Genomic DNA, 25,606 nt, shown 5'->3' on the forward strand with positions numbered 1-25,606 from the left:
CGGTTCGTGCGGCCCCACGCCGACGTGGTTCGGCGTCAGCCTGCCACCGAGACGCGGGCGGCGCGCACGACGCGCTCACCCACCTTGTAGCCGGGCTGCAGCACCTGGACGACGAACGTTCCATCGACGCCCTCGGGCGCCTCGGCCTCGACGTGCATGAGGGCCTCGTGGACGTTCGGGTCGAACGCTTCACCGGCCTCGCCGAAGCGGGCGACACCGTAGCGGTCGAGCGTCGTCTCCAGCTTGGAGGCGATCTTGCTCATCGGGCCGTCGGTGAGGTCGCCGTGCTGGCGGGCGAGCTCGATGTCGTCGAGCACCGGGATGAGGGATTCGACAACCGAACCGATCGTCGTCTCCTTCTCGCGAGCCCGGTCACGCTCGACGCGGTTGCGGTAGTTGACGTACTCGGCCTGCAGACGCTGCAGGTCGGCCAGGCGCTCGGCCGCGAGCTTGGTGTCGGGGTGCTCGTTCTCCTCGACGCTCTCGCTGGCCTCGCCGGCGACCTCGTCCGGCGTCGACGCCGATTCGGCCTCGTCGGCCTGCTGCTGCAGGTTCTCGCCGGCCGCGTCCTGCTCGGATGCCTTGACGCTCTTCGTGTTCTCGCCGCCGGGCAGGTCGTCGCCGACACCGCCGGCGAACGAGTTGTCACCCTCGCCCGGTGCGGGGTTGTTCTGTGCGTCCGTCATGTCGGACTCCTTCCTGCCACGCGGGTGATCCGGGTGGCACAGCGGCCGGTGAGCTGCCCGTGGGCAGCCCACCGGCCGTGCAGATCCGTCTCGTGCCGAGCCATGGCTCGACGATGTGAGGGCCCGGGTGGAGACCGTCACCGGCCTCCACCCGTCACCGCATCACTTCTTGGTGTCGTCCTCGTCGTCGACGACCTCGGCGTCCACGACGTCGTCGTCGCCACCGGACTGGGGCTGCTCCCCGGCAGCACCCTCAGCACCGGCGTCGCCGGCCTCGGCGTTCGCGGCGTACATCGCAGCGCCCATCTTCTGGCTGGCCTCCGACAGAGCCGTGGCCTTGGCGTTGATGTCCTCGGCCGAGGCACCGGACTCCGGCTTCAGGGCGTCCTTGAGCTCGCCGAGCGCGGTCTCCGTGGCGGACTTCTCGTCAGCCGGAACCTTCTCGCCGTTCTCCTCGAGGAACTTCTCCGTCGAGTAGACGAGGGTCTCGGCCGTGTTGCGGGCCTCGGTCTCCTCGCGACGCTTCGCGTCCTCGGCGGCGTGCTCCTCGGCCTCCTTGACCATGCGCTCGATGTCTTCCTTCGGCAGCGCGGAGCCACCGGAGATCGTCATCGACTGCTCCTTGTTCGTGCCACGGTCCTTCGCGGAGACGTGGACGATGCCGTTGGCGTCGATGTCGAACGTGACCTCGATCTGCGGCACGCCACGGGGAGCCGGGGCGATACCGGTGAGCTCGAAGTTACCGAGCGGCTTGTTGGCCTTGGCGATCTCACGCTCACCCTGGAACACCTGGATGTCGACCGACGGCTGGTTGTCCTCAGCCGTGGAGAACACCTCGGTGCGCTTCGTCGGGATGGCCGTGTTGCGCTCGATGAGCTTGGTGAACAGGCCACCCTTCGTCTCGATGCCGAGGCTCAGCGGCGTGACGTCGATGAGGAGGACGTCCTTGCGCTCACCCTTGAGGACACCGGCCTGCAGGGCGGCGCCGACGGCGACGACCTCGTCCGGGTTGACGCCCTTGTTCGGCTCCTTGCCGTCGCACAGCTTCGTCACGAGCTCCGTGACGGCCGGCATACGCGTGGAACCACCGACGAGCACGACGTGGTCGATCTCGCCGACCTTGACGCCCGCGTCCTTGAGGACGTTCTCGAAGGGCTGCTTCGTCCGCTCGAGCAGGTCCGAGGTCATCTTCTCGAACTGCGCGCGGGTGAGCGTCTCCTCCGCGTGGATCGGGCCGTTCTCGCCCATGGACAGGTACTGGAGGGAGATGTTCGTCGAGCTGGAGCTCGAGAGTTCCTTCTTGGCCTGCTCCGCGGCGTCACGCAGACGCTGCATGGCGATCTTGTCCTTGGACAGGTCGACGCCCGACTCGCTCTTCACCTTGTTGACGAGGTGGTCGACGATGCGCTGGTCCCAGTCGTCACCGCCGAGCTTGTTGTCACCGGAGGTGGCGCGCACCTGGATGGTGGCGAAGCCGTCCTCCTCGTCCTTGCCGACCTCGAGGAGGGAGACGTCGAACGTACCGCCACCGAGGTCGAAGACCAGGATGAGCTCGTCTTCCTTGCCCTTGTCGAGGCCGTAGGCCAGAGCAGCAGCGGTGGGCTCGTTGACGATGCGCAGGACGTTGAGGCCCGCGATCTCGCCGGCCTCCTTCGTGGCCTGACGCTCGGCGTCGTCGAAGTACGCCGGAACCGTGATGACGGCGTCCGTGACGTCCTCACCGAGGTAGGACTCCGCGTCGCGCTTGAGCTTCATGAGCGTGCGCGCCGAGATCTCCTGCGGGGTGTACTTCTTGTCGTCGATCTGCGTGCTCCAGTCGGTGCCCATGTGGCGCTTGACGGAGCGGATGGTGCGGTCGACGTTCGTCACGGCCTGACGCTTGGCGATCTCGCCGACGAGAATCTCGCCGCCCTTGGAGAACGCGACGACCGACGGGGTGGTGCGAGCGCCTTCGGCGTTCGCGATGATCTTGGGCTCGTTACCTTCGAGGACGGCAACGGCCGAGTTGGTGGTACCGAGGTCAATACCTACTGCGCGACCCATGAGGGATGCTCCTTCGTGTTGCTCACGACGACGCCGGGCCGCATGACCCGAGCCGTCAGGTTGACTGATGCTGACTCAACTCCGGTTGGTCTGCAGTGTCAATCCCAGACTCACCAAAGTTGCTCTTACTTGACTCAACTTTCGTGAGCGGTGGATCATTCCCGGGTGCCGAAGGATTTTTTCAAGAAAATTTTTCGGCGCGACGGCGGGGCGGGCCGGTCGGCTGAACAACTCCCAAGATCGGGCGAAACGCAGCACGCGGACGTCAGTCTCGCGATCGGTCCTCGGCGAGGTACTTCTCCACCGCCCGGGCCGCCTGACGAGCCGCGCGGGAGGCGCCGATCGTGCTCGCCGACGGCCCGTAGCCGACGAAGTGGATCCGCGGGTCGAGCGCGGCCGTCGTCGCGCCCTGAACGTTGCCCGGCACCCGCTCGAGCGCGATGCCACCGGCTGACGAGCGCAGGTGCAACGGCGCGAGGTGGTCGATCGCGGGCCGGAAACCCGTGGCCCACAAAATGATGTCGACCCGTTCGAACCGGCCGTCCGCCCAACGCAAGCCCTCGGGCTCGATGCGCTCGAACATCGGCAGCCTCCCGTCGTAGGCGCCCAGCCGCGACGCCTCGTACTCCTGTGGCCGCAGGCTGAGCGCAGTACCCGAGACGACGCTCTGCGTCGGCAACCCCTGCACCGCGCGCTCCTCGATGCCGGTGACGACCTCGAGGCCGTCGAACCCGTCGCGCCAGACAGGCTCGCGCAGCGTCACCCACACGATGTCGGCGATCGGGGCGATCTGACCGATGAACTGCACCGCCGACGCTCCCCCGCCGATGACGGCCACCCGCTTGCCGCGGAAGTGCTCCGGGCCGGGGTAGGTGACGGTGTGGAACTGCTCGCCCGCGAAGCTCGACGCGCCCGGGTAGGCAGGCACGAACGGTCGCGTCCACGTGCCCGTCGCGTTGACGAGCGTCCGCGTCCGCCAAGTACGGCCGTCGTCGGCCGTGAGGACGAGCGGGCCCTGCCGCGCCCCGTCCTCCGCCTCCACGCGCGTCACCTTGACGGGCCGTTCGACCGGCAGGTCGTGTTCGCTCTCGTACTCACCGAAGTACTCCGGAATGACGGCGTTCGCCCGCTCCGGTGAGCGCCCGGGCGCGGTTGAGTCGGGCAGGTCGGCGACTCCGTGGACGTCGTCCATCGTGAGCGCGTCCCAGCGGTGCTGCCACGCCCCGCCCGGGCCGGAATCGCGGTCGAGCACGACGTGCTCGATGCCCCGCCGCTTCAGCGCATAGGACGACGCCAGGCCACCCTGACCGGCTCCGATGACGAGGGAATCGTGGATCACGCACACGAGAACGCCGCCGATCGTGCGGTTTATGCCGTCACCGGCCGCGCTGATTACCGCCGGGTAGGCTCTTTGGGCAGTGGGGCGATCGGCAAGGCCACCCATCGAGACGACATGCAGAGGGTGACGAACACGTGAGCGCACAGGCCGTTGCTGCCGACGAGAAGGTGCAGGGCGAGAACGTCACCGTCCGTCGCGTGCGCCGCGGCACGACCCAGGCCCGCGTCACCACGCTCAAGGGTCCGGCAGGCCGGGACTTCGTCCTGCTCGCCGGCATCGGCGTCGCCTCGAACTACTACGTACGCCTCGCGGCGGACCTCAACACCACCGGTTCGGTCCACGCCATCGACCTGCCCGGGTTCGGCGGGGTGCGTCACCGCGACCGCGCGCTCGACATCGGCGACTTCGCCGAGATCGCGGGCGCCGTCATCGACGACCTCGGCCTCGACGACCCCGTCGTCATTGGTCACTCGATGGGCGCTCAGGTAGCCACGGAGCTCGCCGCCCGCCGCCCCGAGCTCACCTCGCTCGTCCTCATCGGCCCTGTCATCGACGCCGACGCCCGCACCATCCCCCAGCAGATCCTTCGCCTCGCGCACTCCGCGCTCTACGAACCGGGCGCGGTGCGGGTGCTCGTCGGGATGTCGTACGCGATGTGCGGCCCGCGCTGGATCCTCAAGACCCTGCCTCGCATGATGCGCTACCGCATCGAGGAGCGCATCGGCGCCGTGCAGGCCGACACGCTCATCGTGCGCGGCGACCACGACGCGAACTGCCCACGCGAGTGGGCCGAGCGCCTCGTCGAGCTCGTTCCTCGCGGCCGAGCCGTCGAGGTCGACGACGCCGCGCACTCCGTCATGTACCGCCACGCGCACGAGGTGGCGAAGCTCTGCCTGCTCCACGACGGGGGCGAGGAAGCCGTGCGCGAGCTCGAGCCGCCAAGCAAACCGCGCCACCCCGCCATGCGGGTGCGCGGCGTCGCGATGAACGTCGCCGGCATGGTGCGCGGCGACGACGCGCTCATCGCGCGCGGCATCGTCACCCAACGCCACGCCACCGACATGGCCGACTGAACCAGCCGCACCAACACAGCTCGGCCCCGCAACGGCGAACGTTGCGGGGCCGAGGTGCGTCCACAGGTCAGTTGACCGTGAACTCCTGCGAGGTTCCGGTGTACGGCGAGACCTTGCCGTTCCAGCCGTTCTTCCAGTCACCCGTCTGCACAAGGCGGTAGGTGCCCGCCGGGACGTCGCCCCGGATGCGCCAGTCCACCGTCGTGCGCGAGTATGAGGCGCCCTCGCGCTTCCACGTGTAGGACGTGTCCCAGTCGCGGTCGGTGAGGTAGGTGACCCACTGCGAGCCCTCCTTGCGCTGCACCTCGAGGAAACTGCGCTGCGTGCGGAAGTCGTTCTTCGGGTGACCGCCGCGGAAGACCGCCGTCGCCGTCTGGCCACGTGAGTAGGAGGCCTTCGGCTGGGTGAGCACCTGGCCGAACGACTGGCTGAGCGGCTTGTCGTCGAGCACGACACCGGCGCGCGACGCCCCACCGGATTTCGTCGTCGGCGTGACCTGGTTGCTCACGCTCGTCCCGTCACGCATGGCCTTGGCCAGGCCCGAGTACTCCTGGAGGAAGGCACCGAGCTGGTTCGGGCCGAACTCCGTCGACGCACCCTCGTAGTGCTGCTTCGCGTACTCCTCACGCGTCGTGAGGTAGCCCATGTAGGAGTTCGTCAGGCCCGCGACGACGACGTTGTCGACGCCCGTGCCGGCGAGCTGCTTGCTCACCTCGGCCCGGATACGGCGACCGCTCATCGTCGTGGCCTCGGCGGGAACACCGACGAGCGCGACGTTGCCGATGCGCAGGATCTGCACCGGAGCCGCCGTGGGCGCCATACCGAGCTTCCCGTCCGGCAGGAGCACGGCCTTCTCCTCCTGGCACGCGTCGTCGGCACCGAGGATCGTCGTGAGCGACGCCAGGGCGAAGCGCGTGAGGCCCCCGAGGGCCGAGGTGTCGATCTTGTTGTACTTGTCGGTGACGCTGAAGCTGCCCTTCGTCATGCCCTCGTAGATGCCGGGGATGTCGGACGGGCCGTTCTCGGCGCCGGCCGCGAACGACCAACCGCGAGCGGGCTTGCACAGCTTCTTGTCACCGGCGCCCTGCGTGTACTCGCCCTTGACCGTGTAGTCGGCGAAGTTGGCCCAACGCCCACGGGAGTCGATGGGACCGGTTACCGGGGTCGACGGGCCGTTCCACAGCTGCTCGCCCCGCGTGTACTGGCGCATTCCGTCGATCTCGGTGTTGACGAAGTCGTCGCTCGAACCACCGAAGCCGGGCGCCGACTTCGAGTTGCCCTGCGTGGAGACGACGTCGCCCTCGTCCGAGCTGGCGAACGCCGCGACGAAGGTCTTGGCCTTCGTCGGGTCGGACTTCATCTTCTTCTCGAACTCGTATTGCGCGCGGCCCTTCGTGTCGCCGCTGATGTGCGTCGTGTCCTTCGAGAACTGCGTCGGGTGCGTCGAGAACCAGTTGATCATTCCGACCGGCTGACCCGACGCGGACGTCAGCTTGAGCACCGTCATCGTCTCGTTGACGTTCGAGTCGAAGGAACCGGCGTCCTTGTTCGCCTCGTACGCCTTCGCGGAGCGGTTCTTCGTCGCGCCCGAGAGGTTGCCGCTCGTCACGGAGATGTTGCCCGGCTCGACGTTGGCGTCCGCGCGCTCGATGGAGGCGACGATGCCGTTGACCATGGCATCGAAGTTGCGCTGGTCGTAGCCGGAGCCCGACTTGTCGGCCCCGGCGATCTGGTAGAGCTTGTCGTGCGACTGGCCGGAGTTGGCGACGTGGGTGTGCGTGGCCGAGAGCATGACGTTCGAGTCGACGTAGCGGCTGCCGTACTTGGCCTTGAGCTTGTTGACGACACCCAGCTTCACCGACTGGAACATGGCACCGGCGTCGGCGCTGACGAAGACGACACGCTTGCCCGTCTTCGGGTCCCCCACGACGTAGGCGTGCGAGTACAGGCGCTCCTGGAGGCCGTTCATCTCCTGGTTGGCCGCGTATCCGAAAGCACCGGTCTCGGCCACCGCGCCGGTGATGTCGTAGATGCCCGCACCCACGAGGTACGGGGCGTTCGACTCGGCCGACGCCGCCGGAGCCCCGGCGAGCGAACCCGCCGTGACGGCGAGAGCGCCCATCATCGCGAGCGCCGAGACCCGCTTGCTCTGCTTCTGCATTCCGTTCGCCTTCCTCTGTGACGCACGACACGTCAACGACCCGCACAGGTTATCCCGGACGTGCGATCAGTTAGGGGGAAATGTCACGGAAACGTGGACGACCGCGCCGGGTGTCCCCCGACGCGGTCGCTCACGTGGCGCCCGGAAGACCGGTCAGGCGCCGATGGCGTTGAGCGCGTCGATGTCGCCGGGCTCGAGCGTGACGTCGCCCGCACCGCAGTTCTCCTCGAGGTGCGCCACCGACGAGGTGCCCGGAATGAGCAGGACGTTCTCGGAGCGCCCGAGCAGCCACGCGAGGCCGACCTGCGAAGGCGTGATGCCGCGCTCCTCGGCGATAGCCTTGACGGTCTCGTTCTCCGTCACCTTCGGCATGCCCGGGAAGGCCGAACCGAGCGGGAAGAACGGCACGTAGGCCACGCCTCGCTCGGCGCACAGCGTGAGGGTGGCCTCGTCGTCGCGGGCGAGCAGGCTGTAGGGGTTCTGCACGCAGACGGCGCCGGCGGCGATGCCCCGGGCGGCCTCGTCCCTCGTCACGTTGCTCACGCCGAAGTGCTCGAGGAGGCCGTCGTCGACCAGTTCCTGCATGGCGGCGAGCTGGTCGTCGAGCGGGCAGTACTCGGTGCCCGGGTCGCTCATCTCGTCCTTCGGCATGACGCGCAGGTTGACGACGGGGAGGCGCTCCACGCCGAGGGTGTCGAGGTTCTCGCGAACCGCTGCCTTGAGGGCGTCGGGGTGCTGATCGGGCAGCCAGTTGCCCTGCTCGTCGCGGCGGGCACCGATCTTGGACACGAGGACGAGGTCGTCGGCGTACGGGTGCAGCGCCTCACGGATGAGCTCGTTGGAGACGTTCGGCCCGTAGAACTGCGACGTGTCGATGTGGTTGATGCCGAGCTCGACCGCGCGCTTGAGCACGGCGATGGCTTCGTCGTGGTCTCGTGGCGGCCCGAACACGCCGGGGCCGGGCAACTGCATGGCGCCGTACCCGACGCGAGCGACGGAATGCCCTGCCAGTTCGTAAGTCGTCATGGCTCTATTCGACTACTCGCAAGCGGTCGACGAAAGGTGGCGTCCGTTCGATTTCGGTGGGCGGGACGGGCCTCGCAGGCCAACAGGTCGAGGTGCCACAGGGCGGAAGCGCCCTCGAGCAGCAGCCAGAAACGCGCAAGTCGTCCGACGAGGACGGTGGAGAGGAAGATCGTCATGCTCATGCGCACGCTGCCCGCGACGACCGCCATGACGAGCAGCGGCGGCAACCCGACGAACGACGACGCCAGCATGATTCCGGTCGACAGCAGCGGCTGCTGCGTGAGCCGGTTCGACCACCGCTCGTACGTCTCCCGACGCTTGCCCTTGTCGAGCTTCTTCTGCAGCCACGCCGACTCGGTGCCCCGTGCACCGAGCACGTACCAGACGACCTTCCCGAGTGTCTGACCGGCAGCGGCGACGAGGGCGAGCCCTACCGTCAGCGCAGGGTCGGAGCGCAGCCCGATGACGGGCAGATACGCCTCGACGTTGAAGAACGGCAGCAGCGCCGACGCGACACCGACCCCGAAGGCCAGGAGCAGCGCCGTCACCGATCACTCGTTCCGGCAGCTCCACTGGTTCCGGTGGTTCCGATCTCTGGCGCCGACTCCGCTGCGCCGGTGAACGGCGGAATCGGCAGGCCGATCGCGAGGAGCCGGCGCAACGACACGACCTTGAGCACGACGAGCGCGAGCGCGATGACGAGGCCCACCCACATCGACCCGGTGAGGAGCATGAGGACGACGACAGCCGCAGAGTTGACCGCCTTCGCGGGCTTCGACCAGTTCCACGTGAAGATCGTGCGGTCGACCTCGAAGAAGTAGTTCGGCGAACGCACCCACCAGGCGAGGAACGCGATCGACAGGAACGCGTCGATCGTCATGAACTGGAAGAGGTAGATGAAGATCGGCACGACGAAATCGTGGTGCAGCCACGCGAGGCCGAGGTAGACGGGCGCGCAGTTGACGCGGTCGCACAGGATGTCGAGGACCGCGCCGAGGCGCGTCTCGCATCCGAGTTTGCGAGCGACAGCACCGTCGAGGATGTCGCCGACCCAGTAGATGCCGAGCGCCGCCCACAGGAGGTGCTCGTCACGTCTGACCACGGCGAGCGCCGCCACCGCGAGGGAGGCGATGGTACGCACGAACGTGATGACCGTTGCCGGGGTCCAGAGTCGTTCGGTGGCGGGGTCGGCACCGTAGCGCTCCACCAGCGTCATGCCTACCTCGTCTCCTGTGCGTGCGACGAGGCGATCATGACATGCACGAACGTCCCAATCGCACGCCACGCGGCGTCGAGACGCGTTCGCAACCTCCCGATCAGCCGCGGGGCGCGTACATGATGACCGCGACGCCCACGAGGCAGACGAGTGCGCCGACGATGTCGTAGCGGTCGGGGCGGAAGCCGTCGAGCGCCATCGCCCACAGCAGCGAGCCCGCGACGAAGACCCCGCCGTAGGCCGCGAGGATGCGCCCGAAGTTCGCGTCCTGCTGCAAGGTGGCCACGAATCCGTAGATGCCGAGCGAGACGACACCCGCGCCGATCCACGCCCAACCGCGGTGTTCGCGCACGCCCTGCCACACGAGCCAGGCGCCACCGATCTCGGTGAGCGCGGCGAGGGCGAACAGGGCGACGGAACGCAGGATCGTCATACCTGCATCGTCTCAGGCGTCACTCGAGCACGAGGTGCTGACGTCCGTCGATCAGTTCTCGCGCAGCATCGAGATGGCCCGCATGAGTGGCTGTCTCCGTGATGACGTGCAGCAGCGCATCGCGCAGGTTCTCGACGTGGCAGGGGCCCCACGCGTCGCGCCACTGCAGCGGACGTGCTTCCAGTGACATGGCGGCGATGACGGCGTCGGCCGCGCGGCATTCGCGCTCGTATAGGTCGAGGACAGTCGCGAGTGTTTCGCGCCCGGGAACCTGCCACGCGTCGTCAGCGAGCCGAACCCCTTCACCGGCCATGACCCAGCGGAACCAGAAGCGCTCGACGTCGAGCGCGAGGTGGTGGACCGCACCCAGGAGGCTCCAACCCGAGGGAAGCGGGGCCCCGCGGGCGGCGTTGTCGTCGAGTCCCTCGAGGCTGGCACGCACGTGGCCACGCTGCTTTTCGAGGTAGGCGATGAGCACCGCGCGTTCGTCCATGGACCCAAGTCTGCCGGATTCGTGAGCGGCTCCGTCAGAGCGAGAGCAGGCCGCGCACGAGCGCACTCGCGCCGCCGATGCCGGCCAGGAGCATGGCGAGCGCCTTGGCCCGCTCCGTCGGAACGTGGCGTGCGAGCCCGCTTCCCATCCCGATACCGACGAGCACGAGCACGACCACGTACGGCAGCAGCCAGAGCGGCGGCAACTCGTGGACGCCCGTCGAGCCGAGGAGCACCTTCGCGGCCACCGAGACGGCACCCATCGTCATGAAGATCGGCTGGAGCGTGGCTGCGAACGACGTGTGCTCCCAACGCGTCAGGCGCGAGTGAATGACGAGCACCGGCGCGGACACCCCGCTGACCGTGTTGAAGAAGCCGCCGACAACGCCGGCCACGGGCGTCGGCCAGGCGCGGGTGACGTGCGGCAGGCGGCCGAGGCGATCGGCGAGCGCGGTGAACGCGATGGCGCCCAGCACCGCCGCACCCACGATGACCTGCAGCCACGCGGCCGACGCCGCCCTCACGACGAGCGCGCCCACGACCGCGCCGGGCACGACACACGCACAGATGACGGCGGCACGGCGCCAATCCACCTGGCGGCGCAGGGTGAGGGTGAGCAGCAGCCCCGAGACGGTCGTCGTCGCGTTCGCGAGCAGGACGCCGGTGGCCGCTCCCATGACGAGGGTGAGCGTCGGGGCGAGAACGAGACCCATGCCGGAACCCGAGAGTCGTTGCAGCACAGCACCGATGAGGATGGCGCAGGTGACGGCAGCGAGCGTCGTCACGGTGAGATCCACGAGACCATTGAACACCGATGGACGCGCGCCACAGGATTCCCCGTTTGTGAGGCACGGACGAGGTCGTCACAATGAGCCGGTGCATGACGTACTCGATCTCCTCCGGCGGCGACTGGCGGCCGGCTCCACGCCCGGCTCGCGTGACGACGACGCGCGCCTCGCTGTCGTCCTCGAGGGCGGCAGTTCACGTGCCGCGTACGGCGGGGGCATGGTGGCCGAGATGGAGGAGCGTGACCTTCTCCCTGCCGTCGACGCCGTCTACGGAACGTCGGCCGGAGCGCTCAACGGGGCCTGGCTCGTGTGCGGGCGGGCGCGAGCCAACATCCACGGCTGGTGGGCTCCCGAGAGCATGAACGCCACCATCCGACCGCGCAACGCGTTGCGCGGCAAGCCGGTCGTCGACACCGACGTCATCGTCTACGACCTGTACGAGAACGTCACGCCCATGGGCTTCGAGGAGATTCTCGCCAGCGACGTCGAGTACCACCCCATCGCCACGGCCGCAGCGACGGGCGAATCGGTCGACCTCGTGAACACGATCCACGACAAGGCGAGTTTGCAGAACGCCATGCGGGCCACGGCCCGTCTGCCCGTGTTGGGCGGGCCGCCCGTCGAGATCGACGGGGAGTTGTACATCGACGGCGGCATCAGCGAGAACGTGCCGATCGAGACCGCCCTCGAGCAGGGTGCGACGCACGTGCTGGTGCTTCGTACGAAGGCGCCGTCCCTGGAGATCTCCCCGGACAAGCGCATCGAACGTCAGCTCGTGGCGCGGTGGATGACGCGGCACGCGCCCGGTTCGGCCGGCGCGTGGAAGCGTCGCGCGGAACGCAAGGTGGAGCTCGAGTCGCTCATGTACGACGACCCGCGCATCCTGCAGGTCTCACCACCCGCCGACGTGGCGCGCATCTCCGTCGTCGGCCGGGCTGAGGACGTTCAGCGCCGCGCCGTCGAGGACGGCCGGCGCATCATGGCCGATCTGCTCGACGAGGCAGACATCGCGCGCTCCTCCACCTCGGAAGCCTCGCACGGGCCCCACTGACCCGCTCCAGACGGCCCCCAGACGACGAACGGCCGGTGAGGAGTGAACCTCACCGGCCGTTCGTCGTTCGGAAGAAACGTTGCCGCGTCAGCGTCGGCCGCTGCGCGAGTTAGCGGAGAACGACGCCGCTCCCCCACCGCTGCGGCCACCCGTGGCCGACCCGTTACGGCGCGAGCCGCTGCGGGCTCCGCCGCCCTGGCCGCCGCGTTCGCTCGAACCCTGCGACGCACCGCGACCGGAACCGCCGCGCTTCTGGCCCGAACCGCGCTGGCCACCCTGCGCGCCCTGGCCGCCGGAACGCCCCGAACCGCCCTGACCGCCACGGCTGCGACCGCCGGAGGATGAGCCGCCCCTCTTCGAGGGCTGCTGGACGGGCGCCGTCGGCATCGCCGCAGCCACGGCACTGGCGTCGAGGAGCGAACGCTCACCGGGCGCGAGTTCCTGCAGCAGCGGGTGCGCACCATCGACCGACGTCGTCGTCGCGGTGATCTTCGCCGCGCGCAGGAGCGACTTCACGTCGCCGCGCTGATCCGGCGTCATGAGCGTGATGACGGTGCCCGCCGCGCCGGCGCGTGCCGTACGTCCCGAACGGTGCAGGTAGGCCTTGTGCTCGGCCGGCGGGTCGGCGTGAACGACGAGCGACACGTCGTCGACGTGGATACCGCGCGCCGCGATGTCGGTGGCCACGAGCGTGCGAACGCTGCCCGAGTGGAAGGCGTCGAGGTTACGCACGCGGGCGTTCTGCGACAGGTTGCCGTGCAGGTCGACCGACGGCACACCGCGGGCGGCGAGCTGCTTCGACAGCTTCTTCGCGCCGTGCTTGGTGCGGGTGAAGACGACGGTGCGCCCCGGCGCGGAGACGAGGTCGGTGAGGACGTCCATGCGCGTGTCCTTGTCGACGGCGAGCACGTGGTGCTCCATCGTCGCCACCGGCGAGCTGGCCGAATCGGCTTCGTGCGTCACGGGGTTCGTGAGGAACTTCTTGACGAGAACGTCGATGCCGTTGTCGAGCGTCGCCGAGAACAGCAGGTGCTGAGCGTCGCTCGGCACCTTCGACAGGATGCGCTTGACGCCGGGCAGGAAGCCCATGTCGGCCATGTGGTCGGCCTCGTCGAGCACGCAGACCTCGACGTCCTCGAGGTTGCAGAAGCCCTGACCCATGAGGTCCTCGAGGCGTCCGGGACACGCGACGAGAACGTCGACCCCGGCGGCGAGCGCCTTGACCTGCGGGTTCTGGCCGACACCACCGAAGACGGTCGTGTAGGTCAGGCCGGCGGCCTCGGCGAGGGGCTTCAGCGAGTCGGCGATCTGGTTGGCGAGCTCACGCGTCGGTGCGAGGACGAGCGAACGCGGCTTGTACGTGCGCGTTTCGTAGCGCGTCTCGTCGAGGCGAGAGACGAGCGGCAGGAGGAACGCGAACGTCTTGCCCGAGCCGGTACGGCCACGGCCGAGAACGTCACGGCCACCGAGGGAGTCGGGCAGCGTCGCGGCCTGGATGGGGGTGGGCGTGGTGATGCCCAGCTTGTCGAGCGTCTTCGTCAGGACGGCGGGCACGCCGAGATCGGCAAAGGAAGTCAAGAAATCTCCGAACACATGGATTCACCCGCGAGGCGTAGCACCTCGCGTCGCAGGCGAACTCGTTGTTCTCACGATCACCGGGTCGACGGGCGAGAAACGTCGCCTCCGGCCGACCGGCCACCTGCTCGAACGGCCAGTCTACGCGCTGTACAGGCAGACTCCTGTGTGCCGCCGCTCACGTCCAGGGCGCCCCGGACGCGTGAATCGTAGCCGTCGGCGCCCCATCCTTGTGTGCCCATAGGCTGGGCAACGCACCGCACACGTGCCTAGGCTGCACGCAGACCAATCCGTCCACCGCGCCCGCCCGAATAACCTGACGGCACGCGATCCGCGTGCCGAGGACGCCGACAGCACAAGGGGAATTCGATGGCCGCCATCGCCCACACACCAGCCCGTCGGTTGGACGATCACCCGCCCATCAGCCGTGGTTCGCTCACGGTGGCCGGCATGTCGACCATCATCGAGTGGTACGACTTCACGCTGTATCTCTACATGACGACGGTGATCTCCCGCGTCTTCTTCGGGGGCGGCACCGGCGGCACCGCCGCCACGTTGCTCGTGTTCGCATTCACCTACCTGCTGCGCCCGGTCGGCGCGGCGGTGTTCGGTCACATCGGCGACCGGATCGGGCGCAAGCCGGTTCTGCTCATCTCGATGGCGCTCATGACGGTCGCGATGCTCGTCACCGCACTGCTGCCGACCTACGCGTCGATCGGTGCTACGGCGGGCTGGCTCATGATGGCGATGCGCTGCCTCATGTCCTTCAGCGTCGGCGGTGAGTACTCCGGCGTCATCACCTACCTCGTCGAAGGTGCGGAGCCGAAGCGTCGTGGATTCATCACGTCGCTGGCCTCGGCGGCCAGTGAGGTCGGCGGTCTCATGGCTGTCGGTCTCGCCGCCCTCACGACGTCGTTCTTCACCGGCCCGGACCTCGACTCGTGGGGCTGGCGCATCCCGTTCTTCATCGGGGCGATCATGGCCGGCGCCACGCTCCTCATGCGCTCGCGCATGGACGAGTCGCCCGTCTTCGAGGAGGAGGAGGACGAGGACGACAAGGCGAAGAACCCCCTCGTCGAGGTGCTGCGTGTCGAGCCCGGCGCCGTCGCCCGCGGCTTCGCTATCTCCGCGCTCGGCTCGATCACCTACTACGTCGGCATCGGCTATGCGCCGACCTTCCTGCAGAACGCCGGCAAGTTCAGCGAGAGCGACGCCCTGTGGCTCGGTACCGCAGCCGCGGTCGCCGTCATCCTCGTGACGCCCTTCGCGGGCATGGCCGCCGACCGCTTCGGGCGCCGCCCGATCCTGCTCCTGTTCGGCGTCCTCGCGGCGGTGACCTCGCTGACGATGTTCCAGCTCATGGCCTCCGGCAGCCGAGGCGCAGCACTCACGGGCGCCCTCGTCCTCGCCGCCGTCGCCGGTGGCTGGAGCGCCGTCGCCGCATCGACGATCGCGGAGCAGTTCAAGTCGAAGGCGCGCATGTCCGGCATGGCCCTTGGCTTCACGACGGCCACGGCCATCTTCGGCGGGTTCGCCCCGCTCGTCGGCGAGCGCCTCATCGAGATGACCGGCTGGAAGCCCGCCCCCGGCGCGATGATCGCCGTCGTCGCGCTCTGTGTGCTGCCGGTCGTCTGGTACCAGAAGGAGACGGCCCCGGCCGTCGTCGAGAACGAGACGCACTGACGCGCCGCTACCCGAGCATGCGGGTGGCGGACGAGAGATCGGCGGGCACGCGGTAGACGCGCTGCTCGCCGTTCTTCGTCACGGTGACGACGAATGCGTCACCCTCCTTCGTCACGTTCTCGACGGTGGCGTCCGGCACGAGCGAGCGGACAGCCGTTGTCACGTTGCGCACCTGCGTCGCGGTGGCGTTGTCGCGGAGCTGAGCCTGCGCGGCGGCACTGGCGTCCGTGGCCCACGACGTGACGACCGCTTGAGCTCCTGCTCCGAGGGCGACGAGCGTGGCCGCGACGGTCAGCGTGACCGTGGCGAGTGTGCGGATGGGACGACGACGGTGAAGCCTTCGTGGCATGGCGTTTCTCTCCTTCGAGGTTGTCTCGCGAACGAGCGTCACCGCCCCGGCTGTGGCGCTCCTGTCACCGCCGTGTCACCGGCATGGGAGCCGTCACCGGACGTTCGTCCCGGCGCCCCGCCTCGCAGCGGGGGTAGTCTGCGAGGTACCGGACGGGCGCATCAGCGCAGCCGTTCGCCTCTCGTGAGGACGAGTCACATGAAGAAAATCGTCGCGTCGCTGTACGCGCTGTTGAGCGCGAGTGTCGTGGCGTGCGGCTCCCCCGAGGCCGCCGTGACCGACTCACCGTGGTCGTCCGTCGCCACAGGCATGAGCAGCGACTGGGGTTGGCGACTCGTGCAGTCGACGAAGGGTGAGCACCGTTGCCTGGGCCTCGTCGCGGGGCGCGACGGTGAGGTGCCCTCGACGAAGGCTGCGGGACGCGCCCTCGCGCAGCCGCGCAAGGATGACGACGTGCGCGCCTCCGGCTCGTGCTCCTTCGTCGGAACCCTTTCGAAGACGACGACACGCGACGTGAAACTCGAGCTCGACGACACCTCCACCCTGTCGGCGGGCATGGTGCCGGCCAAGGCCATGACTCTGCTCGCGGGAACCGTCACGACGCCGACCCAACCGATCGTCGACATCGAGGGACTCCCCCGGGCCCGCTACTGGCTCGCACCGAATCTCGACACGAGCGGCACCTTCGACCTCCAGGGCGCCGACGGCGCGGCGGTCGCCTTCACCACGCCCCTGTGATCACGCCTCGTGGACGCACCCGCGAGTTGAGACAATGCCGGACGTGAACACGAGCGACGTCCCCTGGGCCATGCAGATCGCGCTGCGCGTGGAGAAGAGCGACCCACCGAGCGACATCGACGCCTGTGAAGCGGCCGCTCGCGCGTGCGTCGGGCTGATCGTCGAGGCGGAGCGTCGGGCCGTCGCCCCGCTCGCTGAATCGGACGAGGCTGTGGTGGACACCTCGTGGCTCGAGGCCGTCGACGCGTGGCGCGGCATCGCCATCCGCAAGATCGTGCGGCGCGCCCGCGGCAAGCGCTGGGACGACGCGCAGACCGTGCCCGGCTTCACGTGCACGCAAGGCCGCGCCGAGGCGCGCGCCTTCGTCCCGGCACCGGTCAAGCCGCTGCCGCCCGAACTCGCGAAGATGCAGGTCGAAGGCACCGCGCTGCCCGAGGGTGAGAGCACCACCGAGAACGCGATGGTGACAGTGCGCATCAGCCCCCTCGTCGAGATGACGAGCGGCAAAACGGCCGCACAGTGTGCCCACGCGGCGCAGCGGGCGTGGGAGGCGATGACGCCCGACGAGCGCAGCCGTTGGGCGAACGACGGCCACCGCGTGCGGGTCGTGCGCGACACGGAAGCGGCTTGGGCCGCCGACGCGGGCCGCGTCAGCATCATCGACGCCGGCTTCACCGAACTCGAGGGCCAGCACGAGACGACACGCGCGAACTGGTGAGTGCGAGGCGTTCGGCTTGAGCGTCGCGTTCCCCGTCCGGGGCGAGGCTCTCCCACATGCGCGACTCCTCGCGCATGTGGGGAGGTCAGAGCCCAAGGGTTCCCCACTCGCGCGGCATCTCGCGCATGTGGGAGGCGCCGTGACCGCCCCCATCTGTCCACGGGGTCGCAGCAGCCTTGGTGATTCTTGAACGTTCAATAGCCTGGGTCGACATCCCCTTTCGAAGGAGCAGGTATGAAGATCGGCGTCGTTCTCGGATCCATCCGTGACACCCGCAAGGGCGAACTCGTGGCGCAGTGGGTGCTCGACCAGTCATCCGCACGTGACGACGCCGAGTTCGAGCTCATCGACCTCGCCTCGTTCGACGTGCCGCTCCTGACGAGTGCCACCCTCCCGGCCCAGGCGAACCGCTCCTACGACAACGAGCAGGTGACGGCGTGGAGCAAGGCGATCGACGCGTGTGACGCGTACGTCTTCGTCACGCCCGAGTACAACCACGGTGTGCCCGGCGGCTTCAAGAACGCCGTCGACTCCCTCGGCCCGGAGTGGCAGAGCAAGCCCGTCGGCCTCGTCTCCTACGGCGTCGACGGCGGCGTGCGCGCCGTGGAGCACTGGCGCCAGATCCTCGCCAACTTCCACATGATCGTCGTGCGCCAGCAGGTCTCGCTCCTGCTGTTCAGCGAGTTCACCGAGAACGGCCTCAAGCTCGAGGACCGCCGCTCCGGCGAGCTCACGATGCTGTTCGACCATGTCGTCTCCGCGGCCAAGCGCTGCGCCTGAGCGGTTCCCTCACGGCCGGCCGGCGCTCGCGGACGGCGGGCTCGGCGCACTAGGGTGCGTTCACCCCATCAAAGGATCCACCCATGTCAGCCGCACCGCGCCTCGTCGTCGATCTGGACGTGCTCGAACGCAACATCGAGACGATGGCGGCCCGTGGGCGGCGAGCCGGGCTCCCGATTCGGCCGCACGCCAAGACACACAAGATCCCCCGGATCGCCGCGATGCAGCGAGACGCCGGCGCCCGGGGATTCACGCTCGCCACGATCGGTGAGGCCGAGGTCTTCGCCGCGGCGGGCTTCGACGACCTGTTCATCGCCTACCCGCTCTGGGTCGACGCCGGAGACGGGGCGAGACTCGCACGGTTGAACGAGTCGGCGCAGATCACCGTAGGGTGCGACAACCTCGATGCAGCCCGATCCCTCCGTCGCCATACGGGCACCGCTTCGCTGCGCGTGCTCATCGAAGTCGACTCAGGCCAACACCGCAGTGGCGTGACGCCGGGCGACGCGGGCGAGTTGGCGGCTGCCGTGGCCGGGCTCGGCCTCGACGTCGTCGGCGCGTTCACCTTTCCCGGGCACTCCTACGCCCGTGAGGCGCGCGGCAGCGCCGCCCAGGACGAGCGCGCCGCTCTCTCACTGGCTGCCCAGGCCATGCGAGCCAAGGGCGTCGAACCGAACGTGCGAAGCGGCGGGTCGAGCCCGAGCATGGCGTTCGTCAGCGACGGGCCGTCTGTTTCGTCGGCGGGAACCTCACCTACCTCGTTGACGGTCGGTGAACCCTCACCCGCCGACACGGCCTCGTCGGCGCCCACCGAAATGCGGCCTGGCGCTTACGTGTTCAACGACGCTCAGCAGTGGGAACTCGGGGCGTGCACCGCCGAGGACATCGCCCTCACCGCACACGGCACCGTCGTCAGTCACGCAGGAGGACGCCTCGTCGTCAACGCCGGGAGCAAGGTGCTCGCCCCCGACAAGGCGGCCTGGGCCACCGGCCACGGGCGTCTGCTCGACCACCCCGACGCCCGCATCGTGCAGCTGTCGGAGCACCACGCCGTCGTCGACATGGGCGGTTCGTCGTTGCCCGCGCTCGGCTCGACCGTGCGCCTCGTGCCCAACCACTGCTGCAACGCGATCAACTACGCCGACGAGGTCGACGTCGTGCAGGACGGGCGGCGCCTCGACACGTGGGCCGTGGCCGCCCGCGGCCTCAACGGCTGAGCGGCTGGAAGGCGTAGCGCTTACGCGGCGCCAGCGCACTCAGCTGCGCCGCTTGGACGCTTGGGCGCCGCCGCGGGCGAGAGAACCGTCAGCGAATGAGGCGGCCGATGGCGTCGCGCACCTCGGCGAGCTTGATCTCCTGCTCGTCTCCCCCGGCGCGGGCCGCGTCGACGACGCAGTGGGCCATGTGGTCGTCGAGCAGTTCGAGCGCGACGGCCTTGAGGCCGGACTGGATGGCCGAGATCTGGGTGAGCACGTCGATGCAGTAGCGGTCCTCGTCGACCATCTTCTCGATGCCCCGCACCTGCCCCTCGATCCGCTTGAGGCGTCGCGAGAGCGCCCTCTTCGAGTCGTGGTAACCGGGCGTTTCAGCCGATTCGTCACTCGTGCAGCAGGTTTCGGCCACCGAAGGCGTTTCGGTCATGACTGGTCCTTCCCGTTCGACGACGAGGCGGCGAAGCCTCGCAGACGCAGACTGTTGAGGACGACGAACACGGAGCTGAACGCCATCGCCGCGCCCGCGATCATCGGATTGAGCAGGCCGAACGCGGCCAGCGGTATGGCCGCCACGTTGTAGGCGAAGGCCCAGAAGAGGTTGCCCTTGATCGTGCCGAGGGTGCGACGGGCGAGGCGGACGGCGTCAGCCGCCACGCGCAGATCGCCGCGCACGAGCGTGATGTCGGCCGCCTCGATGGCAGCATCCGTGCCCGTGCCCATCGCGAGGCCGAGGTCGGCCGTCGCGAGCGCGGCAGCGTCGTTGACGCCGTCGCCCGCCATCGCGACGACGCGGCCTTCACCCTGCAGGCGCGTGACGACGTCGACCTTGTCGGCGGGCAGCACATCGGCGATGACATCGGCGATGCCCACGTCGGCAGCCACGGCGTGCGCGACACGCTCGTCGTCGCCGGTGAGCAGCACCGGGCGCAGGCCGAGTTCCTTGAGCTCGGCGACGGCCTGGGCGCTCGTGGGCTTGATCGTGTCGGCGACCGCGACGAGTCCGCGCGCCGCGCCGTCCCAACCCACCGCGACCACGGTGGCGCCACCCGCTTGAAGGCGAGCCGCTTCGTCGGCGAGGGCAGCGGGAACCGGCATCGACCAGTCCTCGAGCAGCGCTGGTCGACCGACGACGACCTGGCGGCTCGTGTCGCCGTCGACCACGACGCCCTGGACGCCCAGACCGGGCACGTTCTCGAAGGAGTCGAGCGTCGGGCGCAGCGCCGTGCGGTCCTGCGCAGCCCGCGCGATGGCCTGGGCGATGGGGTGTTCCGAACCACTCTCGAGCACGCCGGCGTAGGTGAGCACGTCGCCGTCGGCCTCACCGTCGGCGGCGACGACGGTCTGTACGCCCATCTCGCCACTCGTCACGGTGCCCGTCTTGTCGAGCACGACGGTGTCGACGCGACGGGTCGATTCGAGCACCTGCGGGCCCTTGATGAGGATGCCCAACTGCGCGCCGCGACCCGTACCGACCATGAGGGCCGTGGGCGTCGCAAGGCCGAGCGCGCACGGGCAGGCGATGATGAGCACGGCGACAGCGGCGGTGAAGGCACCCTCCACGTCGCCGGCGATCACGAGCCACGCCACGAACGTCAGCACCGCGAGGGCGATGACGACCGGCACGAAGACACCGGAGATCCGGTCGGCCAGACGCTGGGCGTCGGCCTTGCCGTTCTGGGCGTCCTCGACGAGCTTCGCCATCCGCGCAAGCTGAGTCTCGGAGCCGACGCGGGTGGCGCGCACGACGAGCCTGCCGCCCGCGTTGAGGGTGGCCCCGGCGACCTCGTCGCCGTCCGTGACGTCGACAGGAACCGACTCGCCGGTGAGCATGGAGGCGTCGATGGCCGACGTGCCGTGCTCGACGACGCCGTCCGTGGCCACCTTCTCGCCCGGGCGCACGACGAAGCGATCACCGACGGCGAGCGCGCGCACGGGGATGCGCTCCTCGCGCTCGGAACCGCCCGAGCCGCGCAGGACGGTGACCTCCTTGGCCCCGAGGTCGAGCAGCGCGCGCAGCGCCGCGCCGGAGGCACGCTTGGAGCGGGCCTCGATGTAGCGGCCGAGCAGGATGAACGTCGTCACGCCTGCGGCGGCCTCGAGGTAGATGTTCGAGCTGCCGTGCCCGCTCGAGGAGGCGAACTCGAAGCCGTGCTTGAGGCCGGGCATGCCGGCGTGGCCGAAGAAGAGGGCGTAGAGCGACCAGCCGAAGGCCGCGAGGACGCCGACGGAGACGAGCGTGTCCATCGTCGTCGAGCCGTGGCGCGCGTTCGTCCACGCCGCACGGTGGAACGGCCACGCGCCCCACACGACGACCGGCGCGGCCAGCGTCAGCGACAGCCACTGCCAGTTCGTGAACTGCAACGGCGGCACCATCGCCATGAGGACGACCGGCACGGTGAGAACCGCGCTGATGAGGAGGCGTTGACGCAACTCCTCCGTGTGCCGTTCGGCGTCCGACAGCGGCGCGTCAGCACCATCGGCATCAGCGTCGCCCACAGGGGTGAGCGGCTCGGGTTCGATGACGCTCGCGCCGTACCCGGCCTTCTCTACGGTGGCGAGGAGGTCGGCGACGTCCGTGCCCCCGGGGTAGCTGATGTGCGCCTTTTCCGTGGCGTAGTTGACGCTCGCGTCGACGCCGTCGAGCTTGTTCAGCTTGCGTTCGATGCGGTTGGCACACGACGCGCACGTCATGCCGGTGAGCGCGAGTTCGACCTCGTCATGGGTGGTGGTCGCCTGCATCCTCGTCCTTCCTCACTCGATGCGGAGCGCGGCTGAAGACGGCGCGGACGTGGGGAGCCACCTTCAGCTGCGACTGCGGTTCGCCGTCGCCGTTCGGCCGATCAGGCGAGCTGGTAGCCGGCCTCGGTGACGGCCGCTTCGACGGCCTCGCGCGAGACGGGCTCGTCGGAGGCGAAGGTGAGGCTGCCGCTATCGTGGTCGACCGTGACGTCGCGGACGCCCGCGATCTCCTCGACCTCTTCGGTGACGGACGCAGCGCAGTGGCCGCAGGTCATTCCGGTGACGGTGTAGCTGTTCTCGTGAGCCATGGTCTTCTCCTCTCGGGTGCGGCGCGCAGCCGCTCGGTGAGGACAACAGCATACCCCAACGGGGTATTCCCCGAACAGTGTGATCTCCGCGACGCTCTTCACGCAGCGTGCGCTCCACGTTCACGGCAGGGCCACTCACAGCGGCGGAAAATCATCGAAAGTCGTTGTGTTCCAGCACTCGACCATCAGGACGCATCATGTTCGACATCTCTCGCCGCCACTTCGTCGTCGGCGCCGGAGCCGGCTTCGGCGCGACGCTCATCGGAGCGAACGCCACAGCTTCCCCCGGCGGGGGCCGACTTTCTCAGAACCCGTTCACTCTGGGAGTGGCTTCGGGCGACCCCCTGTCCGACTCCGTCATCCTCTGGACCCGCCTCGCCGTCGACCCGCTGGACGAGAGCGGTTTCGCCGGCATGCCGGCGCGCACCGTTCCGGTGCAGTGGCAGGTCGCCGAGGATCCCGGCATGCGGCGCGTCGTACGTCGCGGAACCTTCAGTGCCAGGCCGGAGAACGCCCACAGTGTCCACGTCGATGTCAGAGGGCTGCGGCCCGGACGCGAGTACTGGTACCGCTTCAAGGTGATGCGTTGGCTCTCACCGATCGGCCGCACCCGCACGGCACCCGCCCCTCACGAGATGCCGGCCTCGCTCGCCATGGCCTTCGCCAGCTGCGCGCAGTACGAACACGGCTTCTTCACGGCCTACCGGCGACTCGCACAGGATCACCCGGACCTCGTTCTTCACCTCGGCGACTACCAGTACGAGTACAGGGCGAACACCTACGTCTCCCCGGACGGCAACGTGCGCGACCACGCCGGGCCCGAGACGTGCGACCTCGCGAGCTACCGCCAACGCCACGCCCAGTACAAGGCCGACGTAGACCTGCAGAGCGCACACGCCGTCGCGCCGTGGCTCGTCGTGTGGGACGACCACGAGATCGACAACAATTGGGCCGCGGGCGTGCCCGAGAACACCAAGGCCGAGGAAAACAACGGTACGCCCGCGGCGTTTGCTGCGCGGCGACGCGACGCCTTTCGCGCCTACTGGGAGAACATGCCGCTGCGCCTGCCCCAGCCGAAGGGCGCTTCGTTCCGAATCTACCGCCGCACACAGTGGGGCCGCCTGGCCACCTTCCACATGATGGATACGCGCCAGTATCGCGACGACCAGCTCTACGGCGACGGGTGGAAGGCCAAGGGCCCCGAGATCGACACGCCCGGACGTTCGATGACGGGAGAAGCTCAGGAGAAGTGGCTGCTCGACGGGTTCACGGCGTCGCGCCAGCGTTGGGACATTCTCGGACAGCAGGTGTTCTTCGCCGCGCAGGATGCCGACGCCGGCCCCGGCGAGAAGTACTCGATGGACGCGTGGGACGGCTATCGGGCGAACCGTTCGCGCCTCACGAAGGGGTGGACCGAGGCGGGCGTCCGCAACCCGGTCGTCCTCACCGGGGACGTGCACAAACACTGGGCAAACGACCTCAAGCTCGACTGGTCGGACCCCGATTCCCCCGTCGTCGGCTCCGAGCTCGTCTGCTCGTCGATCACGTCGACCGGTGACGGTTCCCACTCGACGACCAGCCCGAACCAGCGCATCAACCCCTACCTGAAGTTCTACAACGACGACCGCGGCTACGTCACCACGCGCATCACCCCGGAGGCGATGACGGCCGAGTTCCGTTCGCTCGACATCGTGACGAAGCCCGGCGCCGACGCCGTGACGAAGGCCCGTTTCCGCATCGAGGACGGTGTTCGCGGCCTCCAGCGGGCCTGATGCGATGCCCACGTGAGCCACGCCACTCGTTTTGACCACGTCGACAAGAACCGTCCATCCTTGGCGAGTTCTCCCGCCCGCGACGGCGACCCCGACGCAGGCGCTCCACCCTCGCCCACCCTCAGCGAAGGACACCAGTGACGCAGATCGACACGACCCGAGCGACCCCTTCGACGCGGCGGGCTCCCCGCCCCCACTCGGGCTGGGACGCTCCGACGCGCGTGCGCATCACGCTCACGGCGGCCTCGATCTTCGTCCTGCTCGTCGGCGCGAACCTCATCACGCCACTGTTCCCGCTGTTCTCCGCGCGCCTCGGGCTGACGACGAGCGACGTAACGCTGGCCTTTGTCGCGTACATCGTGCCGCTCGTCGTCGGGCTACCGATCGTCGGTCACTGGTCCGATCACTACGGACGACGGGCCGTCATGGCCGTCGCCGTGGTGGTCGCCCTGCTCGGGACAGCGGCGTTCGTCACGGCGCAATCGCTCGGCGCGCTCGTGCTCGGCCGCGCTCTGCACGGCGCGGCCGTCGCGCTCGCCACCGGCACCGCAGCGGCGAGCCTGCGCGACCTCCTGCGCGAGCGATCGGAACTCGCCACGGCTCTGACGCTCCTCAGCTCGGCGGGCGGCGTGGCAGCCGGCCCGTTCATCGGCGGTTTGCTCGCGCAGTTCGGCGACCCGATGCACACGCCCTACCTCGTCCACGGTGCCGCCGTCGTGGTGCTGCTCGGCCTGCTCATCGCGGTGAAGCCGCTCCCGCCCGTCGCGCCTCCGCCCGCCGACCACCCGCGCTGGCTGACGCTCATGCCCGCCATGCCGCGCGTGTCCGCGACGACGCGTCGCATCTTCACCCTCGCTGCGGCGACCGGGTTCCTCTCCTTCGCCGTGTTCGGCTACTTCCTCGCCATCGCCCCCGGTCGCTACGCCGATCTGCTCGGCGGCTCGCGCCTCATGGCTGGCATGCTCGCGACGATCGCGCTCGGCAGCTCGGCCGCCGCACAGCTCGCTCCGATCCGCGGGGCGCACAAGGCCGCGGTGGCCCTCACCCTCATGACCGGTGGACTCGCTCTCGCCTTCTACGCCGACCACGCCCACACCGCACCGGCCCTCGTCGTTGCAGGCTTCCTCATCGGCAGTGGCCAGGGCGTCGCGTTCCGCACGCTGTTCGCCACGATGAGCGCGCTGACGCCGCCGCGCGAGGTGGCACGCTCGGTGAGCCTCATGTACGTGGTCACCTACTGCGGCAGCGCCATCCCGGTGCTCGTCCTCGGCATGGCGATCGACCACTTCGGCGCAGACACACCCGTTGGCGTCTACTTCGTCGCCACCATCGTCATGGCAGCGCTGCTCGCCCTGGCCTGCCTGCGCTACCGCGTGCCGGCACGCGACGAGTTCGCCCACCACGGGCACTGAACCCGGTCGG

The 25,606-nt window shown here is 69.0% G+C and carries 24 protein-coding genes; 9 read left to right on the top strand and 15 right to left on the bottom strand.

The window, feature by feature from the left end; translation table 11 throughout:
• Window positions 1-35 precede the first annotated feature (35 nt).
• From AA983_RS01715 to AA983_RS01725, 3 genes are all read right to left on the bottom strand, one after another.
• Window positions 36-686: a nucleotide exchange factor GrpE gene (locus tag AA983_RS01715; protein WP_047310494.1), complete on the bottom strand. Its 651-nt coding sequence runs from the start codon at window positions 684-686 to the stop codon at window positions 36-38.
• Between the two features lie 162 nt (window positions 687-848).
• Window positions 849-2,729 (bottom strand): molecular chaperone DnaK, encoded by a 1,881-nt coding sequence (dnaK, locus tag AA983_RS01720; RefSeq protein ID WP_047310495.1) that lies wholly within the window; start codon window positions 2,727-2,729, stop codon window positions 849-851.
• 265 nt (window positions 2,730-2,994) lie between these two features.
• Window positions 2,995-4,173, bottom strand: coding sequence for an NAD(P)/FAD-dependent oxidoreductase (locus AA983_RS01725; RefSeq protein ID WP_082128616.1), 1,179 nt, complete (start codon window positions 4,171-4,173; stop codon window positions 2,995-2,997).
• Window positions 4,174-4,202: 29 nt separating this feature from the next.
• On the opposite strand from AA983_RS01725, the gene AA983_RS01730 reads away from it, so the two are divergent.
• Window positions 4,203-5,141: an alpha/beta fold hydrolase gene (locus AA983_RS01730; protein WP_052946768.1), complete on the top strand. Its 939-nt coding sequence runs from the start codon at window positions 4,203-4,205 to the stop codon at window positions 5,139-5,141.
• A 67-nt stretch (window positions 5,142-5,208) separates the two neighbouring features.
• On the opposite strand, the gene AA983_RS01735 is transcribed toward AA983_RS01730, so the two are convergent.
• The 7 genes from AA983_RS01735 to AA983_RS15340 all read right to left on the bottom strand — a co-directional run bounded on the left by AA983_RS01735 (window position 5,209) and on the right by AA983_RS15340 (window position 11,266).
• Window positions 5,209-7,302, bottom strand: a complete 2,094-nt coding sequence (locus tag AA983_RS01735) for a neutral/alkaline non-lysosomal ceramidase N-terminal domain-containing protein (RefSeq protein ID WP_047310496.1) — start codon at window positions 7,300-7,302, stop codon at window positions 5,209-5,211.
• Between the two features lie 153 nt (window positions 7,303-7,455).
• Window positions 7,456-8,328, bottom strand: coding sequence for an oxidoreductase (locus AA983_RS01740; protein WP_047310497.1), 873 nt, complete (start codon window positions 8,326-8,328; stop codon window positions 7,456-7,458).
• Window positions 8,325-8,876: a VTT domain-containing protein gene (locus tag AA983_RS01745; protein WP_052946770.1), complete on the bottom strand. Its 552-nt coding sequence runs from the start codon at window positions 8,874-8,876 to the stop codon at window positions 8,325-8,327. Before AA983_RS01745 ends, AA983_RS01740 begins: the two co-directional genes overlap by 4 nt.
• Window positions 8,873-9,544 (bottom strand): CDP-alcohol phosphatidyltransferase family protein, encoded by a 672-nt coding sequence (locus tag AA983_RS01750; RefSeq protein ID WP_082128617.1) that lies wholly within the window; start codon window positions 9,542-9,544, stop codon window positions 8,873-8,875. Before AA983_RS01750 ends, AA983_RS01745 begins: the two co-directional genes overlap by 4 nt.
• 100 nt (window positions 9,545-9,644) lie before the next feature.
• Entirely contained in the window at window positions 9,645-9,977 is a 333-nt protein-coding gene (locus tag AA983_RS01755) for a YnfA family protein (RefSeq protein ID WP_047310498.1), read from the bottom strand.
• Between the two features lie 19 nt (window positions 9,978-9,996).
• Complete coding sequence (locus AA983_RS15335; RefSeq protein WP_047310499.1) at window positions 9,997-10,470, bottom strand: DinB family protein; 474 nt, start codon at window positions 10,468-10,470, stop codon at window positions 9,997-9,999.
• A gap of 34 nt (window positions 10,471-10,504) precedes the next feature.
• Entirely contained in the window at window positions 10,505-11,266 is a 762-nt protein-coding gene (locus tag AA983_RS15340; RefSeq protein WP_052946899.1) for a sulfite exporter TauE/SafE family protein, read from the bottom strand.
• A 79-nt stretch (window positions 11,267-11,345) separates the two neighbouring features.
• On the opposite strand from AA983_RS15340, the gene AA983_RS01770 reads away from it, so the two are divergent.
• Window positions 11,346-12,308: a patatin family protein gene (locus AA983_RS01770; RefSeq protein WP_047310500.1), complete on the top strand. Its 963-nt coding sequence runs from the start codon at window positions 11,346-11,348 to the stop codon at window positions 12,306-12,308.
• An 87-nt stretch (window positions 12,309-12,395) separates the two neighbouring features.
• Here the strand turns inward: AA983_RS01770 and AA983_RS01775 are convergent, their stop codons facing one another.
• The gene (locus AA983_RS01775) at window positions 12,396-13,886 is read right to left on the bottom strand and encodes a DEAD/DEAH box helicase (RefSeq protein ID WP_047311096.1); all 1,491 of its coding nucleotides are present in this window, start codon (window positions 13,884-13,886) and stop codon (window positions 12,396-12,398) included.
• Window positions 13,887-14,252: 366 nt separating this feature from the next.
• Between AA983_RS01775 and AA983_RS01780 the strand changes: the two genes are divergently transcribed.
• On the top strand, window positions 14,253-15,566 hold the full coding sequence (locus AA983_RS01780; RefSeq protein WP_047310501.1) for an MFS transporter: 1,314 nt from the start codon (window positions 14,253-14,255) through the stop codon (window positions 15,564-15,566).
• A gap of 7 nt (window positions 15,567-15,573) precedes the next feature.
• Here the strand turns inward: AA983_RS01780 and AA983_RS01785 are convergent, their stop codons facing one another.
• Window positions 15,574-15,915, bottom strand: a complete 342-nt coding sequence (locus tag AA983_RS01785; RefSeq protein WP_129664095.1) for a hypothetical protein — start codon at window positions 15,913-15,915, stop codon at window positions 15,574-15,576.
• A gap of 198 nt (window positions 15,916-16,113) precedes the next feature.
• Here AA983_RS01785 and AA983_RS01790 point away from each other — a divergent pair, with 198 nt between their 5' ends.
• From AA983_RS01790 to AA983_RS01805, 4 genes are all read left to right on the top strand, one after another.
• The gene (locus AA983_RS01790) at window positions 16,114-16,653 is read left to right on the top strand and encodes a hypothetical protein (RefSeq protein WP_047310503.1); all 540 of its coding nucleotides are present in this window, start codon (window positions 16,114-16,116) and stop codon (window positions 16,651-16,653) included.
• A 43-nt stretch (window positions 16,654-16,696) separates the two neighbouring features.
• Window positions 16,697-17,371, top strand: coding sequence for a peptidyl-tRNA hydrolase (locus tag AA983_RS01795; RefSeq protein ID WP_369798723.1), 675 nt, complete (start codon window positions 16,697-16,699; stop codon window positions 17,369-17,371).
• 234 nt (window positions 17,372-17,605) lie between these two features.
• Entirely contained in the window at window positions 17,606-18,151 is a 546-nt protein-coding gene (locus AA983_RS01800) for an NADPH-dependent FMN reductase (RefSeq protein WP_047310505.1), read from the top strand.
• An 83-nt stretch (window positions 18,152-18,234) separates the two neighbouring features.
• Window positions 18,235-19,368, top strand: coding sequence for an alanine racemase (locus tag AA983_RS01805; RefSeq protein WP_047310506.1), 1,134 nt, complete (start codon window positions 18,235-18,237; stop codon window positions 19,366-19,368).
• A gap of 88 nt (window positions 19,369-19,456) precedes the next feature.
• On the opposite strand, the gene AA983_RS01810 is transcribed toward AA983_RS01805, so the two are convergent.
• The 3 genes from AA983_RS01810 to AA983_RS01820 form a co-directional block, all read right to left on the bottom strand.
• Window positions 19,457-19,792, bottom strand: a complete 336-nt coding sequence (locus AA983_RS01810) for a metal-sensitive transcriptional regulator (protein WP_047310507.1) — start codon at window positions 19,790-19,792, stop codon at window positions 19,457-19,459.
• On the bottom strand, window positions 19,789-22,104 hold the full coding sequence (locus AA983_RS01815) for a cation-translocating P-type ATPase (RefSeq protein WP_047310508.1): 2,316 nt from the start codon (window positions 22,102-22,104) through the stop codon (window positions 19,789-19,791). The genes AA983_RS01810 and AA983_RS01815 overlap by 4 nt, the downstream gene beginning before the upstream one ends.
• 101 nt (window positions 22,105-22,205) lie before the next feature.
• Complete coding sequence (locus tag AA983_RS01820; RefSeq protein ID WP_047310509.1) at window positions 22,206-22,412, bottom strand: heavy-metal-associated domain-containing protein; 207 nt, start codon at window positions 22,410-22,412, stop codon at window positions 22,206-22,208.
• Between the two features lie 197 nt (window positions 22,413-22,609).
• Between AA983_RS01820 and AA983_RS01825 the strand changes: the two genes are divergently transcribed.
• Both AA983_RS01825 and AA983_RS01830 read left to right on the top strand, forming a co-directional pair.
• On the top strand, window positions 22,610-24,184 hold the full coding sequence (locus tag AA983_RS01825; protein ID WP_047310510.1) for an alkaline phosphatase: 1,575 nt from the start codon (window positions 22,610-22,612) through the stop codon (window positions 24,182-24,184).
• A 137-nt stretch (window positions 24,185-24,321) separates the two neighbouring features.
• On the top strand, window positions 24,322-25,596 hold the full coding sequence (locus AA983_RS01830) for an MFS transporter (RefSeq protein ID WP_052946772.1): 1,275 nt from the start codon (window positions 24,322-24,324) through the stop codon (window positions 25,594-25,596).
• The last annotated feature ends 10 nt before the right edge of the window (window positions 25,597-25,606 follow it).

This window comes from Dermacoccus sp. PE3 (genome assembly GCF_001021715.1).
Lineage (GTDB): Bacteria > Actinomycetota > Actinomycetes > Actinomycetales > Dermatophilaceae > Dermacoccus > Dermacoccus abyssi.